The sequence below is a fragment of the Reichenbachiella sp. MSK19-1 genome (assembly GCF_003590315.1).
Classification (GTDB): Bacteria; Bacteroidota; Bacteroidia; order Cytophagales; family Cyclobacteriaceae; genus Reichenbachiella; species Reichenbachiella agariperforans.
The window spans coordinates 181,899-200,347 of sequence record NZ_MIER01000015.1; the positions used below are offsets into that span (position 1 = coordinate 181,899).

An 18,449-nucleotide genomic window follows, 5' to 3' on the forward strand; every position below is an offset into this window, starting at 1 on the left:
TCTAAATTTTAGTGACTCTAACATAAAATGCAGCATACGGATCCCCCTCAGCTTCTGCAAACAAAGTTCTCAATTCGGTATCCCCTTGCTCTAGTGACAATTCGAAAGATACAGTTTGTGCCGCAGGGTCTACTTTTTTATCTAAATGCTGGCCAGCAATCTCGATAGATGCCGTCTCCACAGGGAGCGCTACTCCTGCTGGCAAGGTGTCTACCGTAGTACCTGTCACCGCAGGTCTTGGTGGCACCTCAGCACCGATTGCTGCTTGCGCTTCTGGTGGCCAGCGAAATAACTCGAAGCGATAGTCCCCAGGCTCGGGTATACTTACTGTATAATAACCATCCGTCTTAAAGCCCTGACGCATCAATTTTGAATTCCAAGGAACGGAATTGAACCCTCGTTCTTCATACAAGTGTAAGTCATGCGCCCGTAGCAATGTAACAGGTTCTTCGATTGGGCAAAGAGGGAATCTTGGTACGCGCTGGATATCTTCCTGAATACTGTTCCACCAAGCATCGTAGGCCATGGTCAGTTCTTTAAATTTATCAGGGTAATCATTCTTCACATCCTTTTGCTGGCCGGGGTCATCATCTATTTTGTAGAGTGCGTTCCCATTAACCAATCGCCACTTATCTTGCATTGTGGCACTTTTCCTCCATTTTTCTGGAAATTCCTTTCGCTGGGAATCTGTAACAATCACTCGATCTGCTAGACCCACCTGCTTATTGAGTAATCGTTTCATCAGGCTTACTCCATCCCAACTCAGTTCTGAGACACTTTCAACACCCGCCATTTCCAGCAGTGTAGGCATGATATCTACATGAGCTGTCAAGTCCTGAATATCAACTCCTGCTTTGACACCCCCCTTAGGCCATCGGATAAAAAATGGTACGCGATGACCTCCCTCATACTCCGTTCCCTTGCCTCCGCGCATGCCTGCATTGTAACCACTAGCAGCCAATCCCCCTTTGCCATACTTAAAACCTGCGGCGCTACCATTGTCCGTCATAAAAATAAAAATGGTGTTTTCTCTCAACTCATTTTCATCCAAATAAGTCATCAAGCGCCCTAAGTTTTCGTCCAAATTCGTAATCATACCATAGAAGGCAGGATTCGCTACGTCAGGATTGCCTTTATACCTTTCCATATATTCATCTTCCACATAGAAAGGCCCATGTGGTGCATTGGTCGAGATGTAAGTAAAAAAGGGTTCGTTTTTTTTCTTTTTACCATCGATGAATTCAATCGCTAAATCAAACCATACATCGGTGCAATACCCTTTATACTGTTGGGGTTTTCCATTATGATAATAGACATCATCGAAGTAGTCATTGTTCCAATAGTCATGTTGCTGACCGACTCCACCACCAAGGTGTGATACGACTTCTTCAAACCCATTATCCTCTGGTCTGAATGGATAATTATCTCCCAAATGCCACTTACCAAACATTCCAGTAGCATAGCCGTTTTGCTTGAGCACCTCTGCGAGAGTCACCTCATCGTCATTGAGTAGTGATCGCCCTGCTATCGTATGCCACACACCTGTTCTATTAGCATATCGACCTGTCATAAGCGCAGCACGCGTAGGTGCGCAAGTAGGACTAACATGAAAGTCGGTCAATCGTGTACTCTGCAAATGCAGCGCATCCATATTAGGTGTGTGGATCGCAGTATTGCCATGTACTCCCACATCTCCATACCCCTGATCATCGGATACAACCAACACAATATTAGGTGGATTGACTCCAGTCTTTTCACAGGACCAAACACTCCCTACTACCAACACTCCTAACAATATCCTTAACAGTCTCTTCATCTTAATTCGCTAAATCAAACAAATAATATGAGTGCTAAAGTAACTAGACCCTACAGCAAAGAACATAGGCAAATACTGAACAATACAAGGGGTAATTTGAAATGTCAGTATTTACCCCAGTTGAGACAGTCTCTGTGAAGCTAATATCGTGTCATCATTATTAAGTTTAGGAAAAGCAACATGAAACAGATCTCTACGCTATTGACTATTTTACTATTCGCTCAGGGAGCACTCAGTCAAAACCCACTCGTCACACATATTTACACTGCAGACCCTACGGCACGCGTATTTGATGGACAGCTGTACATCTACCCCTCCCACGACATAGTACCTCCAGCTGATTTAGAAAACCCGCCAAGATTTTGTATGCCAGACTACCATATCTTTTCGTTGGAAAATGGCAATACTTGGAAAGATCACGGCGTGGCACTAGATCAAAACGAAGTACCATGGGGAGCAAAAAACTCTTACGGCATGTGGGCACCCGATTGCATCAAAAAAGGCAACAAATATTACTACTACTATCCTGCCAAACCCAAAGACGGAAGTGCTTTTAGACGGATTGGGGTTGGCGTATCTGATAATCCAACTGGGCCATTCAAATGGGAGAAAAACTATATAGATGGGGTAAGCGGAATAGACCCAGGCTTACTTATAGACGAGGACGGGCAGAGCTACCTCTTCTTTGGTGGAGGGCACGAACTATACGTCGCTCCACTGGAAAACAATATGAAAAAAATCACCCAGAAGCCTCTCCTGATCGAAGGACTACCCGCTGGGTACAAGGAAGGTTCCTTTCCGTTCAAAAAAGATAGTACATACTACCTGACTTTTGCCCATGTATTTGCGGACGAGGGATACACCATAGGCTATGCCACCAGTCAAAACCCCATGGGGCCCTACACTTATCAAGGCAAGATCATGGACAACATAGACAATGGCACCAATCATCACTCCGTAGTAAACTACAATGACAGATGGATCCTCTTCTACCACTGGTGGGACATCAGTGGACAAAACAAGCTTCGCTCGATGCGTGCTGACTATATGGAATTCAAACCAGATGGTACGATCCGAAAAGTAAAACCTACACTACGTGGCATCAACCAACCAACCTTAGGTGATACAATTCAAATCGACAGATACAATGAAATCAAAGGCGCTCAGACTGCTTTCGTAGGTGGCAATGAGCCAAATGGCTGGATGGTCTGCGAAACTCGAATGATGTCACATGTTCGATTTGATCAAGTAAACTTCGGAGCAGGCACAGCTAAAAGCATACAAGCCAGAGTAGCCTGCGGGCAACGAATCGGCTCATTTGAAGTACACGTGGATAGCCCCAATGGGCCTACAGTCGCGACCTTCTCTGCTCAACACACTGGGGGATGGAACAGCTGGACAACTCTAGAAGCTCCAGTGAAGCAAAAAATAGACGGTGTACACGATCTCTACGTGGTTTTCAAAGCAGAGTGGGGTTCCACTAAGATCGTCAATCTAAATTGGCTCTTAATAGAGTAGAGCATTTCACCAGTACAATAAGTGACGCCTCTTCAGGGGGGGCTAATAAGCTCTGACAAAAGATTCCCTTCTACAATTCCTTGGTCTGGCAGAACTTCAATCCACGATCATTTTCCGCCATGATTTACTCGTTGTAAATATAGGTTTGTAGAGGGGAGTCATTGACTCCAAACAAAGCATAGGATCGCTTATCGGTATTGATAATTCCAATGGCATTGGTCTGACCTGAGATCATCAACCCACTCTCTCTGGGAGATACTGGTAGCAGATCGCCCGATTGACTTCCCACTATGATCAGCCCCATCCCTGCGTCATTCCTTGAAGTCTCCACTTCAGACCCTAGCTGGTTTCCTCCCATCATCAGATCGACATAGCCATCGTGATTGTAATCGATTACTTCAATATCTTGTATAGAAAACCACTGTGCTTCGTCAGGCAACAAATGAATCCGGTTCACACCCGAATCATTCTCTACCCATATATGAGCAAAGCTCTCGGCAGCATACTGCAAGGAATTTTCAAGCATGTACTCTCCATAAATATCTTCCAAAGATGCATCAGCAAAAGCTTCATACGTTTTGAACCTACCCTTAATGGCTGGCACCTGCTGTGATGAGCATTCCCTGCCCCTTAATGGCAGTAGCATTCCTTTCTTTCGGTAGCCCAATACGATATCAGAATGCCCATTTTCATCAAAATCGTTCGCAAATACTAAAAAAGGATTTTGACTACTCGCTTTGTACTTATAGTTCAACCCCAAGTTGCCTAACACCATATCCATATCTCCATCTCTATCGATATCCACGACGGACATAGCTCCATACCATCCTGTAGGAACTTCTTTCAACATCATAGACCTATGTTCAAAATGATCATCGACATAACTAAAAACACCTACTCCTAACCACTCTCCCGTCAACAACAATTCTTTGGCACCATCTTGATCCCAATCTACAAAAGCAGCATCGGTAACCATACCTGGTTCTGCCAAATCGCCCATGCGCTGAGTCGACAGCAAAGCAAACTGCAATTCATGATCCTTCCCTCCTAGGTTTTCTAGCACCACAGTTGGTGGAGGGTGTGGATACTGTCCTGGAGACACCCTACCTGCTATGAGCACGTCTTGATCTTGATCTCCATCAAAATCGAATAACAACACGCTTTGACCACTACTCCGATAGCTAGGGAGATTACTTTTTTGAAACTCCCCGTTCACATTGATATACAATCTATCTTGATAAAATGAATCCTCCTTTGTCGGGTCATTTCCTCCACTCACAACCAATAGGTCTAGGTCTCCATCCCCATCTATATCCTCCAGTATACTGCCTACGTCTTCGTTCAAACTATCTTTCTCCCAAGGCCCTGAGATTTTCTTCCATACTTCATCAGCCGTCAACTCATACATAGACGAAGAAGCATCAACACCATTGCCAATAAACACACGGGGTTGATCACCAACCATACCTGTTGCAATCGTAGGTCCTAAGTTTGAATAACGGTGGGGCAAAAGAGGTTCTACAAAGAAATCATTATAATTATCCTCTCGGTGAATAAAATTCACGGTATTCGGACTAGATGCACCCTTAGTTTTGTGTTCAGGTTCGGTATATAAATTCGCTTCTTGATAATCAAGACTCAGCAATTGATCTCCAGCGATATCTTCATACTGACTCAGCTTACCATCCGGCCACCTTACGATCAAGCTATCTACCACAGCTACCTGACCCAATCCAAAATACGACCTACCATCCATTGCCGATTGAAAACCCCTGGTATTCGTCAACTGCCTCGTCTGACGAGTACCAGCTGCATACAAGGAAATCTCCGCCCCCAAAGCAGATGGGTTACCTTTCGAGCCTCTCAGTCTGACTTGCAAATAATGATTAGCACCCTCTCCTACATTTTGATATATCGAAGCAGGCGCATTGATATTATGAACAAGCATATCAACTTTACCATCATTGTTTAGGTCTGCATAGGCGGCTCCATTGGAAAACCCTTTTTCGTCCATCCCCCATGCTTTGGAGACATCGGAAAAGGTCACATTCCCTGTATTTTGATACAGATAATTCTGCAGGGGTGTACTGGGCAGCTGCCTGTAATCCTTCTTAGCTCCGAAAAATTCCGCTTCTTTAAATTTCAGGTTCGCATCGTTGTTATTCACATCTCTTAGTATCCCATTACTGATGAAGATATCTTGATTGCTGTCATTGTCAAAATCTGCAAATAAAATAGACCAGCTCCAATCGGTTTTCGCCATTCCGGCAAACTGTGACACTTCACTAAATTGAGGTATCCCATCGGCTGACACGCCCTGATTCAGCTGCAAAGCATTGTGCATGTATTGATAATGAAACCCCATTTTAACTCCTTCGAAAAACTTGTCAGGCTGCATACTTGCCATGTTGGTTTTAGATCTTTTGTGGTCAGAGGGTGTCATATCTACTTGTCCCAAATCGATAAAGCCGTCATTGTTGATATCTGATGCATCCACTCCCATTCCAAACATGGCAGTGTGTCCCATCGACTCTTTGAGGACTTCCTTGAACTGTCCATTGCGTTGATTAATGTAAAAATAGTCTGGTACATTAAAGTCATTGGAGACATAAATATCCTGCCAACCATCCTGGTTAAAATCCACCGTGACCACTCCCAACGATAACCCAAAATTCCTCACCCCACTTTGATCTGTCACATCGACGAAGCTTCCCCCTCCCTTGTTTTCGTATAAGTGCCCAGAGTATTCATGATGATTTTTCTGCATCAATCGGTAGTAAAACTCATTTCCTTTACTCACTTCGAGTTGAGGGTAATTGGCTACATAGAGATCTAAATCCCCATCTCTGTCATAATCAAAAAAGCTAGACTGTATAGATGTGGATTCATCATCTACCCCATACTCTGCTGCTCTTTCAGTGAAAGTATTGTCTTGATTATTGATCCAAAGCTCATTAGCCGTTTCACCATATATCCCTGACACACATAAGTATATATCCAACCATCCATCTGCATTGATGTCCGCCAGTGTAACGCCAGTATACCACCTGTCGTCTCCCGATAGACCTGCATCGGTAGTGATGTCTTCAAATCGAAAATCGCCTCGGTTGAGGTAAAGTTTATTTTGGGTCATATTGCCTGTAAAAAACAAGTCGATGAGTCCGTCATTGTTGAGATCACCTGTAGCTACGCCACCACCCATGTATAGGTAGGGGTAAGTGTAATAGTTGAGCGTATCATTTTCTTGAATTAGATTATTAAAATGAACCCCTGTTTGACTAGCATCCAATTTTTGAAAAATCATTTCGGAGGGCGCGTTATCTGGTGATTCGCACCCCATCAATAACCCAACCAAGGGAAGTATAATCAAGACAAGTTTTCTCATAGTTGTTTCAATAAATAAGATCGCCTAAAAGAACATAAGTCTCTTAGGCGATCTCCAAACACTTTTCAGTTATTAATTATTGTAACCTGGGTTTTGTGTAAACACATCACTATTATCCAGCTCAATAGAAGGAATAGCCATATACTCTCTACCAGGCTGGTATGCTCCTGTACCACCACTTTCGCTCTTGATAGACGAGTTGTCAGCAATTCTAGACTTAACCAATCCCCATCTCAACAAGTCGTAATACCTCGATCGCTCTAAGCTTAGCTCTTTCACTCGCTCATCACGGATATCTTGCATCGTCAGTGTAGTAAATGCTGGCATATCCACCCTTGCTCGAACTTCATTGATCGCATCAAGAGCTACTTGGGTAGAGCCGTTGAGCTCGAACTCCGCTTCAGCATACATCAACAGAATATCAGCATATCGAATCAATCTAAGGTTGTTACCAGAGAAATGCCACCCAATAGATGCTGCCGAATAGCCTTGCTCAAAATCCAAATGCTTACTAGCAAATATCCGTTGATCTGTCGCTCCATAAGCATCCTGAAAGGAAGTCCCCTCATAAGTAGCCGATTGCAACACGTCTCCCTGATAGGTAGTCGTTTCGGTCGTGTTCCAAAACAGTGTAGTAAATGCCCTAGGATCTATTTCACCGTTGATCGTTGTTTCATCCAAAAACAAGTCTAACGCCCATTGGTTGATGCGCATCCCATCCTGTCCTGTATAACTCTGCGGTGCTAAATCCTGATGAAAAGCTGCACCAGTACCATGTGAAGCACAGTCTGCACACCACCCCTGATTACCATCTGCTAAAAGCTGAATTTCAAATAAACTTTCCTTATTGTTTTCACTGGCCTCTCTGAAATTGTCTCTGTAGTCAGCTTCCAAGCCATATCCAGAAGCAGGATCCAGTATCTTTTCAAACTCTACTTTTGCTTCGTCATATTTTTTCTGATACAAATAAGCCTTTCCTAACATAGCAGTAGCTCCCATATTCGTAACTCTTCCCTTATCAGTCTCAGACCAATCACTGGGTAGTAACTTCTGCGCCTCTAATAAGTCTTTCTCTATCTGCTCCCACACCACTGCAGGATCTGCCTGAGGTACTTCACGGGTATTCAGAATCTCACCAGCAGGAACAATGATCAGCGGTACATTGAGCCATGTATTGACCAGGTTAAAATAATTGAAAGCACGAATAAAATATGCCTCTCCTAATATATTGTCCTTTGCAGACTGATCCATATCTATATCTGGGACATTCGCCAACACGTCGTTGGCACGTGAAACCCCTTTAAACATAGCGGCCCATACCCAAAAAGCAGCGTTGCTTTCTGGGACTCCTGCAAACTGCCCTGCAGCGGTTCGTTCTGAGGTGCCGTACCCATTGACCAAATCATCACGATAATCTGACACAAATACTTCGAATCGTGTATAATACCATATATCTGTAAATGGAGCATAGGCTCCCATAATCCCTTTTTTAGCATCATCAGCTGTCTGCCAAAAAGTAGATGCTGCGGGTGCATTCGGGTTAGTCTGTTCTAAAATTTTACTTTCGTCACACGCAGTATGCCCTAGCAATAGCATCGTTAACATCCCTGCAATCGGAAAAATCTTATTTATTTTCATAACGTTATCTTTTTCTTAGTTGATTAAAACGAGACTTGAACTCCCATCATAAAAGTACGTGGTGTGGGATAGGCACTTTCATCCACGCCTGCGTTGAAAATCTTCTGACTCGAAGAGTTTCGGTCTCTACCTCCACGTCCTACCTCAGGGTAGTAGCCTGTATATTTGGTGAGCGTAAACAGGTTTTGAGCTGTACCATAAATCCTGACTTTGCTAACACCTAGTTTGTTTACCCACGCAGTTGGCAATGCATAACCAATCTGTGCATTTCTAAGTCTGAAATAAGCACCACTACTCAAGTAGAAATCGGACATCTGTCTATTGTTAGCCGGATCAATAAGAGAATTTCTCGGCAGATCGCTATCAGTATTGGTCGGAGACCATCCATCAGTAGCCTCTGCGAGATAGTTGCCTTCAGTATCAAAAAACCCTCTATATCGAGTACCATCTAGGATTTTGTTCCCTGACACTCCATTGAAAAACAACGTCAAATCAAAGCCTTTATAATCAGCTGACAGATTTATTCCATATTCAAAATTCGGAATCGGACTCCCTAAGTATTGTCTATCCTCATCAGTGATCCCTGGTACTCCGTCCACATCTTCGAATATAAAATCCCCAGCACCAGCATTGGGTCGGTTGTCAGCTACGGCCGCTTCATCAGTCTGATAAATACCCACTACTTTCAATCCGTAGAAAGCGCCTATCGGCTGTCCCACATCCGTAAGACTTGCAGATCCCCCGTTAGACGTATATCCACCACCCGGGATAGGCCCAGACAACCCTAGCGCTGTAACTTCATTGTCTAAGTAGGTGAAATTAGCATTTACATTAAAGTTAAAATCCCCTACTTGCTCAGCATAATTCGCCATGAATTCAAACCCTTGATTCACTATGGTCGCCATATTTCTTTTGACTGTACCGGACTTTCCAGTCCATGGCGATGGCTCATAATCTGCAATGACATCTCTCGACTCTTTATTGAAGTAGTCCATGGTAATAGATAATTTATCTCTAAGTACAGAAAACTCCAATCCAACATCCGTTATGACAGAAGTCTCCCACGTGAGCAACTCGTTAGTAGCCTGTGTGTTGGCATAGCCAGGCTGTCGAGATTGATCTGACCCGGTGATATATGAGCTGTGTACATTGTAAACTGGATCAGCAACATAAGGCACTGCATTGTTCGAACCTATCTCACCGTAGCTGGCTCTTAACTTTACATTCGATACGAAGTTGACCGATTCCATGAATCTCTCATTGCTAAGATTCCAACCAACCGCAAATGAGGGAAATGTACCCCAAGGGTGATTCTTGAAAAATGATGAAGCGTCACGACGAATAGAAGCAGTGACCATATATCTACTATCATAGACATAGTTCAATCTACCAAAGTAGGAAATCAGTCCCCACGTATTGTCATAAGAAGGCATCTCAGCTCTATCCGCTGCTGCCGACGCTACTCGGATTTCATTATTTGGAAAGTCCCTTGCTACCACTCCTAACATGCGTTGATTTCCATTTTGGTTGCTATACCCCGCCAAAACTTCAAACTCACTTTTTCCAATATTCTTTTTGTAGGTAAGCGTATTTTCGATGAGTGATGAGAGATAATTGGTATTTTGCTCTTTTAGCTCTGCAAATTGCTTAAACCCCAGCTCCGTATCATTGAACCTAAAAGTAGGTGTAAAAGTGTAGTTATTATCAGCATAGGCTTCTATCCCGACATTCAATCTGTAGGTCAGCCCCTCTATAAACTCATAACTACCTGCTACGTTTCCGATGAGCGTGTTTCTAGTGACTGTTCGATCTTCTAATGACGCTAGTCCTAGAGAATTCGTAATATTCCCGATCCCAATATCTGCTCCATCCGTTCGCTCGGCTGTAAAATTGCCATCCGCATCGTACATAGGTACTGTAGGGATTAGGTCTCTTTCCTTGTTGAAATAATTGTTCGGATTGTTGATGGTACGGGTAATACCGATGGTCTCTTCAAATTTAAATTTACCCCTCGTAAAGGTAGAATTGGCACGAATGTTAAAGCGCTCATAAGATGACTCCTTTACGATACCATCTTGCTTCATATGGTTACCAGAGATACTGTATGTGGCATTATCAGAGCCTCCAAAAATTCTCATGTTGAGGTTTGACATAGGTGCTGTTCTCAGGCTTTCACCTTGTATGTCGCTATCGATAGATGGATCAAACATGCTATCATTGGCTGATGAATATGGCGTTGGGACAAATCCAGGAACGTCTGCACTACGCGCATTGTCATTGTCTATGGCAGTATTTCTAATATCCGCATATTGCCTTGCATTAGCCCAGTCTAATGTCTTCACGGCTTTTTGAATTCCATAACTAGCGTCTATTTCGATTCCCACCTCTCCAGACCGACCCTTCTTGGTCGTCACAATGATGACTCCATTCGCCGCACGAGAACCATATATTGCACTGGCAGATGCATCCTTAAGAACGGTTACTGACTTAATATCACTAGGATTCAAACTACTCATGCTCCCCGTCAACATACCGTCAATGACATATAATGGTCCATTGTCTGAAAGTGTGCCAGACCCTCGAATCGTCACTATGGCATTGGCTCCAGGAGAGCCTCCTTGGGTTTCAACACGTACACCAGCCATACGACCTTGTATAGCTTGCTGTGCGTTGACGGTAGGGAATTTGGCTATATCATCACCCTCGACTAGCCCTACAGACCCCGTCATATCTTCTTTCTTTTGTGTTCCGTACCCCACTACTACGAGTTCGTCGAGTTGCTCCGCATTGAGCTCCATCTGCACATTGAGCTCAGATCTACCCGCTAAGGTTATCTCCTGAGTCAGGTATCCTAAAAACGAAACAATGAGAACGGCATCTTCAGGTGTCACTAAACTAAACTGACCATTGATATCGGTCGTAGTGCCCTTAGAGGTGCCTTTGATCAAAACAGATGCGCCTGGTAGTCCTTCCCCCATTTCGTCCAACACTTGTCCAGAGACTGTTACGTCCTGCAACTCTGAGCTATTTTGTTCATCAATCACTGCAGACATACTGGACTTTTTTCGAGACACGTATATCGCATCATTTACTCTCCTAAACTGCACATTGGCACGTCGAGACACTTCTCTGAGTGCTTCTTCCATACTTGTTTCCTTAAAGGAGACATTCCCGATCTTCTTAGATTCTATCTCTTTTTCGAAATAGGAAAAAGTAAAGGGTGACTGCTTGTTGGCTTCTTCAAAGAAATCAACAAGATCAGCATCTCGGAGCTCTAGGTCTAGCAGGACTTCTTCCAAAGCCATCGGCTGACCAGAAGTATCCTTAGCAGACAAAAACGTCAACAAAAAGCAGTTGACCAGCAATCCAAAGGACATATATTTAGTCATAGTAATAATTGTCCTTACTATTTCAGTAAGTAATTTAAGCTTCATAAATTTGCATTTTAAGTTATACAAGCAACTTAAACTGAAGGGGTTATTATGGGACGGGCCTGAAAAATCTGTCCCATGTAACTCCTTCTTAGTTTAGAGTTTATTTAGTTATTATTCATTTTCTTCTTAATACAATCTGTCTTCCCTGTTTTTGATAGGTCAGATTACCAGCAAAGCAAAGACCGGTAAGCAAGGTTTCTAATGACTCCTTGCGATGTACACCCGAATAGGGTTCATCTCCGAAATCCCCTTTTATTAAAAAATCCACATCATACCACGTCGATAACCTATCCAAGACCTTAGACAAAGGCTCTCTTTCGAATAACAAAGTCCCATCTATCCAGCCAAAAGTAACGAGTGCGTCAACTGGCATTTTCTCTTTTCGCACATCCGACCATGTCACCATCTGATTGGGTTCTAGGTAAAACTGATCCTTGTCTCTTTCACTGCTCACTTTGACCTTTCCTGTTTTGACGGCCACTTCGAGACGTGATCCTCCTCCTAGTGCCTTTACATTAAATGATGTGCCTAAAACCTGAGTCTGAACCCCTTTGGCATGAACCACAAACGGACGTTTAGGCATTCGTTCTACTTCGAAAAATGCCTCACCAGTCAGATATACTTCTCTCTTTTTCGTTGACATAAAATCTGTAGCATATTTGAGAGAAGACTCGACACTTAGTTTCACTCTACTGCCATCGGGAAGCCCTACGGTTCTTAGCTGACCTCTTTCGGTTTTTATTGTCTTCCAGTTTTCCGCTATTGAGCCGGTAGATACATTCGAGGGCTGCAGAGAATAGTACACTGCTATTGAACCAACCATCAATAATGCTACAACCGCTGCTGCCAGATACACCACTGAACTGGACCTAGAATCTATATTTGACAAGTTGTTCGTCGCATAATCCCGATCTATTTGCGACGCAATGGCTTTTTTCATGCGCGCTTTACTGATATGCTCTGGAAACTCCACTAGAGGATGGTTATCCTCTATAGAACACATAGAAGACACGAGTTCTTCATCATCTATTTGTGTATCTAGCAATGCCTCCCTCAACTCCTGCAACTCTCTTCGGTCTGCTCGGTTATTAAAGTAATTCGAAAATGCTTTTTTCATTCGTATACAAATGTGTGTTTCGCACAGGTCTCATATAATAAAGACACGAAACAGAATCAAAACCCAACCTTCTAGATGGAAATTATTTTGATCCGTTGACAGCCTGACGAATTTGGTTGACAGCCTTTTGCCAATGTTTTTCTACCATGGTCGTGGAAATAGCCATTTTAGATGCTATTTGATTATTAGTGAGACCTGATTTCACTTTGAGTTCATAGACCATTTTTCTCTTTGGGGGGAGTTGCGCTATCGTATTATTTGCCCTACCCAATGCCTCCATATAGACATATTGATGTTCGACAGATTGGGTAGCGATGGGTTCATTCGTCTCATCAAGTAAGGGGAGTGTGGAATACCGAGCCTTGTCTCTTAGGAGGTTCAACAAATGATGCTTACACAACTTGAACAGATAACTCTTTGCAGCTTGATGAGATTCGATGCGATTCACATTTTTCCAAAACTTGAGCATAATATCATGCACGGCTTCTTCTGCTTCGGTCCATGATTTTAAATATCCATAACAATACCGAAGCAACGTCTCTACGTACTGATCATAAAAATCCTCAAACCGGACCCAAGAAAACTCTTTTTTTCGCTTTCTGAAAATCATATCATGCTAGTACCTATACAGAGGTTTAACCAAGTAATTGTTGAATAAATAAAAATACCTAATGCATCAATCACCTCATATCACATATGATCTGATTTGTATACTTAATGGATTGATAATCAGATTCAAGACCACAACTGTGATCAAACAAAAATGGTGCGGAATTTTAAAAAACCACACCACTTTTATTTGTCATATACCTTTGGCCTATCAATCATTCTATTTTCACCAACCAATCCTGATCTGGATAGCCTGACGGAGGTGTACCTAGCACTACCTTAGCTCCGCCTTTAACCTTACGAACACTCCCTTTTAAGTCCGATTTTCCCGTGATTGGATCAAACCAATACACTGATAATTTTCCCTTGGCCTGACTCAAATCCAACACTACCTCATCTCTAGTATCTGTCAGGTAACAAACGTACAACTCATTCTCTTTGGCTAGACAATAGCCATTAGTGACCAACTCCAGTGGCTGCATATCCTGCAGCGGGAGTTGACCAAAATAACTAATAGCATGCTCAGTCATCTCCCAGAGTCTGTCCCTTACTTTCCAATCTTCGCTGCTCAAGTCACTGTGCTTTTGTTTGTAACCGAAGTAATGTTCTATACCTGCTCCACCTCCGATGAGGTTAGGGTAGATGACTTCCTTACGTACCGTGTCTTGCTGTTCTGGTCTATCATCAGACCATGCACCTATCTTTGCTGGGCCGATTTCATCGATCCATATCACCCAAGGTTGCCCTGCATCAGCTGATTTTTGTCTCCACTCTGTAGTGACCTTATAGGCATCATGCGGATGATGAATTTGAAAAGAAACCCCATCGAGTGATTTATTGCCCAACAATGGTGTCATCGTACGCTCATGATCTTTGAGGTTTGGTAAAGTATGAATCACTAACAAGTTACCATAAGGTTCGACCGAGCGGAAATAATTGATCATCTCCTCGCGCATTTGTTCAGTTTGTCCTACAGGACTCCAGTTCGTGATACCATTTTCCTCCCCCATATTCCAAACAAGTCCTAAATGATGACCAAATCGGGCAATTAACTCGCGGTAATATAGTTTTCTCTGAATCCCTACTTTTCCTATATCAAGCAAGTTTTCGTTTTCGGTCTCTTGGGTAATCACGTGCTGTGCTAGACCGATCTGATCCATGTGACTAAATACCAACTCCCACTGCGCTAGTTTACTCACATCAAACCGGTAGCGTTCATGCTCCTCCGTCCATGGCCATACGTTTTTACCATCCCCCATGACATTCATGGTCAAGAAATACACCGCATTTATTCCTTTGGAATACAAATAGTTAAGAGACCCTATCAGGTTTTTCCCTTTGCCATTTTGCCATGTCACGTCACCTTCACGGTAATCATCGGCATGATTATCATAACGGTGCTTCTTGGGCGTGCCATCAAATTCATAATAAGCCAACAAATCCTCAGGGCTATTGGCTCCTCCCTTGACGAATACTTCTCTCGTTCCTTCAAAAACGGGATAATGTCCTTGACCTTTCGTCAACCTTCCCTTGGCACGAAAATCACGACCACTTTTATCTGAAGTAGCCACTACAAAACTCCCTGAATCACCATCAAAAGAGATAGGTTGTCCTGCATCTACTCTATCATCAATAGCAATATTTTTCCCTTGGCGAAACGAAACTTTATACTCCCAATTCCCTGGCAGATTGGGGACAAATTTTACGTGCCATTGATTACCCGATCGGGCACTCGTCTCGGCAGCTTGACCATCTGCCGCAAAATACCCCGGCACAGTGATTTTTGTATCTCCATGGCTAAAAGTAGCCTGTAAGCGATAGCTCAAAAAGGGATTGAGTGTATCATACTCACTGGTAGTGGGGCCCTCAAAGGTCAAGGTCAGCGTATGCCACTGTTTCAACTCTCCTACAATCTCTCCTCCATACACTTGTCCGACCATCAAGCCAAACAATAAAAAAAGTAATATATCCTTCGTTCGTCTTTTCATGCTTATTTCAACTTAGCTTGTTTCTTGTACTTCTTAGGAAAATCTTCAACAGGTCGAATTTGCATACGGCGATAATAAGCCTCTGCTGCCTCCGACTGTATTTGTATTTTACCCGAACTGACTGGAAAAGTCTCTCCATTCAGATCATATCGAGCATTTTTTACCACATTCACTACATGACCATTGACTATATGAAGACTGGTCGTGCCTACACAAATAATCTCCAGTGTATTCCATTCTCCATTAGGCCTTTCATACAAGCCATTTTTGGAAGCCTGACCACTTTCATATCCTTTCTCCCACTTTAGAGGAGTCAAGTCACCTTTAGGGTTGTAAACAAAATATGAGTTGCCGTTTTCTTTCTCTAATCGGTCGGCAGATACATCGCCATATACATCTGTCAAAGCAATAAAATCTCCCATATCACTCTCTTGGACCTGACACTCCAAACTGCTCATCCATACATTCCAAAAAGCGCCATGAGGCCCCTTGCAGTGATAGAGTATACCGTTGTCTCTTTTTTGATCCAATCGTGGCTCCCATTTCTTCTCTCCCCACTTAAAATCCGTTTTGAAGTGGTAATTTCCATATTCCTGCTTACTGGTCAATCCTCCATATATCTCTCCGCTGATAGCCAATACAGGCTCTTCATTTTCTATCTGGATACTAAACACATTTTTGGGATCATTGTGCAAGCCTAGCGGAGTTCCCTTCCGAACATCATTACTCTTTGGCGCATCCCCTAACCCTGACACAGAGCTATGTGGGACTCCCAAATATTTATCCCACTGGGATAATTCCTGATCTAACAGGTCGGTCCACCCTTCATCCAACGCTAGATCATAGCGCCCTCCTGCCCAATTGATGGCTTGTGAAAGATGAGTTCTAAAACCTGAATCATCATAAGTCCCTTTGCGATGACCCAAACCTGTATAAAAGACTCTACCTCCTTCGAAGTAATGATACCAAGCTAGCGGATGATTCTCTCCCATATTACCGCCATTATAGCTTTCTTCATCCAAATTCAAGATAACATTGGCATGCGCTACCACTGGTTCTTTATAGTTGTACCACTCGTCGGTAAAACTGAGGCTGTCTCCCCACTGCTCTACCGCTGGATGGCTATGACTAACTGTACTACGAGCCTCCTGTACTTTTGGGTGGTTCTTAAATCGGGCACCTATCATTTGTCTAAACCAAGGCCACTGCATCTCCGTGTCTACGGCCGAATGTACACCGACAAAACCTCCCCCTTGGCTTATATACCACACCAGAGCCTCCTGCTCTTGCTCTCCGAGTACATCTCCTGTGGTATTGAGAAAGAGTAATACATCTACCTCTTTCAGGTTGTCAACAGAGATATCTAATGAGTCCTCTGAAAGTGTCAAATTCCAATTTTGCTCATCGGCCCATTCGCCTAACGCGCTTTGACCTTTTTCGATGGATGGATGTCGCCAACCATTCGTTTTACTAAAAATCAATACTTTGAGCTCACCTTCGTTTTGCGCGAACAGGCTCGTTCCGAAAATTTGTAGAATAGCAATCACTGCATAAGCCCGCCAATAATTTTTCTTCATCATTTAGTCTTTTGTTTCATGTCCTGATTGGCTGCTAATATCCGTTCTCTTTGCTCTCTATTCAAGCCATGTCTGTAATAAAATTCTGGTTTGTAGTAATTGTTATGCTGTTTCATGGCAGGGTCATTTACATCTAAACTCAGATCACAATCAAAACGCAATAGGACAGCATGGTTTTGCGCCCAAGTAGTTGCGTTAGTGATGTGTGACACCCCCCAGGTGATACCTCGTCCATTTTGCGTATTGGTAAATGCATCTGGCACATAGGGCCCAGCAGCTGTGGGCATGAGTGACGTGATAGCTGCAATCTCGAAATTGACTCCATCAGGAGCATACTGTATGGTAAAATGTTCGTTACCATCCTTGATTACAAGTGCTGCAACTCCTTGTTCGAATGGAAACAAAGTCGTCTCATGACCTGAGGTTATCACAGGGTTTAGTGGATGTTTTTCGAAAGGTCCCAAAGGGTCATCTGCTATCGCCAGCCCTTGCATTCGTACCAATCGAGGATCTCCATCTGCGTCAGACTTGTAGTATATCCATATCTTCCCATCACGAACGATAGGATACGGATCATGTATCGAATATTGGTCCCACTCTCCTTCTGCCCCGTTAGCAATGACGACTTCATTGTGTGGTGTCCATGGGCCATCCGGTGAGTCAGCATAGGATACAGCTACTGGACAATCATCCCCTCGCTTGCCACTGGCTTCCATGAAGCCCTGATAGTAGAGGTAATATTTCCCCTTCCATTTCAATATATCAGTGGTAGTGACCGACCGCCAACCTACCCGTGGTTTCGGAGGACGCGGCACAGCTACTCCTTGCTCCTCCCAAGTAAAACCATCCGTACTGGTTGCATACCATATCTCTGCCAAGTCCCAATCTGTAGACGGGATGGTATCGTTGCTCTTTTCAGCACCCTTTGGTGAAGTAGATGTATGACGATATGTATACCAGACGTAGTACTTACCGTTTTCATAGATTACTTTCGAAGGGTCTCGACGTGAGATAGTCCCGTCACCACCATGGTAATCAAATCCCTTTAGTTCCGTGTATTTAAATTGAGAATACAATTCATTGTCCTCTGGCCTTGGAGCCATATAATTGTCATAGTTTCGCTCCATCGCAGCACTCAGTGTTCGCTTTGGTTTTTCTTTTGGAAGCCAAAAAGGAAAACCCTTTTGTGTGGCCACTGCCTCCTCTTTAGTTGGCGCTACATTATCCTGACAACCCCACATAATCATCGAAAAAATCATCAACAAGATGATTGAAAAATCCCTATTCATGTTCTATCTTTTTTATTTCTATCTCTTACTATTCTCTTCGATCCAATATGATCTTGGTTGATTTCAACAAAATATCGG

At 43.3% G+C, this 18,449-nt stretch carries 10 protein-coding genes; 1 reads left to right on the forward strand and 9 read right to left on the reverse strand.

The window, feature by feature from the left end; translation table 11 throughout:
* Window position 1 precedes the first annotated feature (1 nt).
* Window positions 2-1,816: an arylsulfatase gene (locus BGP76_RS09165; protein WP_119844440.1), complete on the reverse strand. Its 1,815-nt coding sequence runs from the start codon at window positions 1,814-1,816 to the stop codon at window positions 2-4.
* A 180-nt stretch (window positions 1,817-1,996) separates the two neighbouring features.
* Between BGP76_RS09165 and BGP76_RS09170 the strand changes: the two genes are divergently transcribed.
* Window positions 1,997-3,334 (forward strand): family 43 glycosylhydrolase, encoded by a 1,338-nt coding sequence (locus BGP76_RS09170; RefSeq protein WP_119844441.1) that lies wholly within the window; start codon window positions 1,997-1,999, stop codon window positions 3,332-3,334.
* A gap of 124 nt (window positions 3,335-3,458) precedes the next feature.
* Here BGP76_RS09170 and BGP76_RS09175 read toward each other — a convergent pair whose 3' ends face one another.
* The 8 genes from BGP76_RS09175 to BGP76_RS09210 form a co-directional block, all read right to left on the reverse strand.
* The gene (locus BGP76_RS09175; RefSeq protein ID WP_119844442.1) at window positions 3,459-6,719 is read right to left on the reverse strand and encodes a CRTAC1 family protein; all 3,261 of its coding nucleotides are present in this window, start codon (window positions 6,717-6,719) and stop codon (window positions 3,459-3,461) included.
* Window positions 6,720-6,791: 72 nt separating this feature from the next.
* Window positions 6,792-8,357: a RagB/SusD family nutrient uptake outer membrane protein gene (locus BGP76_RS09180; RefSeq protein ID WP_255416093.1), complete on the reverse strand. Its 1,566-nt coding sequence runs from the start codon at window positions 8,355-8,357 to the stop codon at window positions 6,792-6,794.
* A gap of 23 nt (window positions 8,358-8,380) precedes the next feature.
* Window positions 8,381-11,791: a TonB-dependent receptor gene (locus tag BGP76_RS09185; protein WP_245816864.1), complete on the reverse strand. Its 3,411-nt coding sequence runs from the start codon at window positions 11,789-11,791 to the stop codon at window positions 8,381-8,383.
* Window positions 11,792-11,906: 115 nt separating this feature from the next.
* Entirely contained in the window at window positions 11,907-12,908 is a 1,002-nt protein-coding gene (locus BGP76_RS09190; RefSeq protein WP_119844443.1) for a FecR family protein, read from the reverse strand.
* A gap of 82 nt (window positions 12,909-12,990) precedes the next feature.
* Window positions 12,991-13,518, reverse strand: a complete 528-nt coding sequence (locus tag BGP76_RS09195; protein WP_119844444.1) for an RNA polymerase sigma factor — start codon at window positions 13,516-13,518, stop codon at window positions 12,991-12,993.
* 214 nt (window positions 13,519-13,732) lie between these two features.
* Window positions 13,733-15,505, reverse strand: a complete 1,773-nt coding sequence (locus BGP76_RS09200) for a DUF5060 domain-containing protein (RefSeq protein ID WP_119844445.1) — start codon at window positions 15,503-15,505, stop codon at window positions 13,733-13,735.
* 2 nt (window positions 15,506-15,507) lie between these two features.
* Window positions 15,508-17,085: a ThuA domain-containing protein gene (locus tag BGP76_RS20440; RefSeq protein WP_221409869.1), complete on the reverse strand. Its 1,578-nt coding sequence runs from the start codon at window positions 17,083-17,085 to the stop codon at window positions 15,508-15,510.
* A complete protein-coding gene (locus BGP76_RS09210) occupies window positions 17,082-18,371 on the reverse strand; it encodes a glycoside hydrolase (protein ID WP_119844446.1) in 1,290 nt (429 codons plus the stop codon). The genes BGP76_RS20440 and BGP76_RS09210 overlap by 4 nt, the downstream gene beginning before the upstream one ends.
* Window positions 18,372-18,449: the final 78 nt, after the last annotated feature.